Source organism: Flavobacterium sp. ZT3R18 (assembly GCF_007097385.1).
Taxonomy (GTDB): domain Bacteria; phylum Bacteroidota; class Bacteroidia; order Flavobacteriales; family Flavobacteriaceae; genus Flavobacterium.
Map to the genome: position 1 here is coordinate 1 of NZ_VJZS01000059.1, position 1,918 is coordinate 1,918.

Consider the following 1,918-nt stretch of genomic DNA (forward strand, 5'->3'; position numbering starts at 1 on the left):
TACGAGACCCGTACGTACGGTGGTGTGAGAGGCGCACTCCGTCAGTTTCTGGCGGAGCCGTCTACTCGATTGGCGGTTCGGTTGTTTAATCTTTATACAAATCGTCGCATAAATTTATTATTATCTCTGAATATATGCTATTATCAGGTACTCCAATAGAATCTAAAAATTTACCATTACTCATATCATTTACAGTTTTAACTAATTCGTAAAGTTCAGAATTATTATCGATTTTGTTTTTTAATTTTGCAACAAGTTGTCTAAAAGGATGTTGATTGTTGACGACTAACCAAAGTATTTTTTCGTTAACACTTAAGTTTTTGATATTGTCGTAATCGTTTTGGCTTGAACTTTTAATAGCTTCTTCTAATTGCCATAATGGTCTTTGAGATAAACTGTTTTTAGTTAAATTGTCAAAATCAATCAGAAAATTATTTAAATTAATTCTTATAGATTCTACATTCATTTAGTAGATATTTAAGTTTGCTTTCAATTGTTTCTAACTTTTAGTTGGACTTTTCAATACTAATTTTTATGCTTCTGCCATTCAAGTTCCAATATTTAGATTTCTTTTTTTGCTTTTCAATCATAAGATTCCAATTTTCACGTTTCTGCTTTTCACGTTCCAATTTTTACGCTTACTATTTCAGATTTTCCTGCGCAAAGAAAATCAATTCTTTCAAATTCTTTTCCTGCGTAAGTTCGGCTTCAACTGACCGCCAACGTCCCGCGGCTTTGCGATGGTGGGGATTTCGTAACCTTTCATTTTTCTGTTTTGCAGGATGATGATGCGAAACGATAATTCCACTAAAACCCCACTATTGCAAAACCGCTGTTATGGGCTGCTTGATTTAGACGAAATTACAATTAACCCGCAAATTCTTCAAGTTTCTGTTGGCAAAACCCAACTTTCACACTTTTTTTTATTTAATTTTTGTATTAAAACCTATAGCCTAAATGAAAACCAAATCTTGTAACTATGGTATGGTCAGTTTTATCAGCATTAAATAATAATTTTCCATAACCCGCATTAACTTCAAATATAATTCCACTTTTAGTAACCCATTTACTTCCTAAACCTAAACCAAGGGAAAAATCAATTACATCAGAGCCTTCAGTAAATATTGAATTATTATTTGTGTCATATATTTTTTTTCCGTCAGTTGAGCTTAACATTCCAAATCCTTCGGCAAAGAAACCAGAAGCAAATTTCTTTCCAAAGTATCTTCTATAATATGGTGATACAGAATAATTTACATCATCGTGTGATTTATCGTTATTGAATACTGTAAAAACAGAAACACCTAATGAAGATTTTTTGTTTAAGTTCCTTTCATAAGTTCCTTCAAGTGCACCAGTCAGAGGTAATAACACATTTAATTTCAATTCATTTTTTTTTTCATTTTCAGAGTTGTCATTTTGTGCATTAACAACAAAAATCGAAAACAACATTACAATTACTAAAAAGGGGGTCTTCATAAAGTATATATTTAATTTAAAGCAATATTATGGTAATTATCTTATGTTATTGTTAAATATGTCCAAACTCATAGTTAAATAAAACACAAAATTAATCTACAAGGTTCATTAATGAAAGTACTCATATTTTTTTTAATTTGATTAGTTTTTTTGAATGTTTTCAATTTTGTTGCGATAGGTTTTTGAATTTTCAAATTGTGGAAATACGCTTGAATTCAACTGCGTCATTTTGGCACAAGTTGCCCATAACGTTCCCTTGCTACAAGTGGTTTGGGATTTAATTAAGCCTTGTCTTCGGATTTACCTAAACATCCCAAGTACAAGACCATTTGTCCATTAAGCCAATTGCCCAAATCAATTGTAGCAAGTGTGTGTGCCTTGCATGCGCTTCCATTCCTACAAACGTAAGGAATTTATCTAGAGGGTGCAAGTCCCTTAT

The 1,918-nt window shown here is 31.7% G+C and carries 2 protein-coding genes; both read right to left on the reverse strand.

Annotation, left to right across the window (positions count from 1 at the left end):
- Positions 1 to 85 precede the first annotated feature (85 nt).
- On the reverse strand, positions 86 to 466 hold the full coding sequence (locus tag FNW52_RS20535; protein ID WP_143379331.1) for a hypothetical protein: 381 nt from the start codon (positions 464 to 466) through the stop codon (positions 86 to 88).
- Between the two features lie 473 nt (positions 467 to 939).
- Positions 940 to 1,479 carry a DUF3575 domain-containing protein gene (locus FNW52_RS20540; protein WP_143379332.1) on the reverse strand — a complete coding sequence of 180 codons (540 nt, stop codon included), beginning with the start codon at positions 1,477 to 1,479 and terminating at the stop codon, positions 940 to 942.
- Between the last annotated feature and the right edge of the window lie 439 nt (positions 1,480 to 1,918).

Excerpts from the sequence above, each read along its gene's own strand:
- FNW52_RS20540 (WP_143379332.1), bottom strand. The coding sequence starts at position 1,479 with ATGAAGACCCCCTTTTTAGTAATTGTAATGTTGTTTTCGATTTTTGTT.
- FNW52_RS20535 (WP_143379331.1), bottom strand. The coding sequence starts at position 466 with ATGAATGTAGAATCTATAAGAATTAATTTAAATAATTTTCTGATTGAT.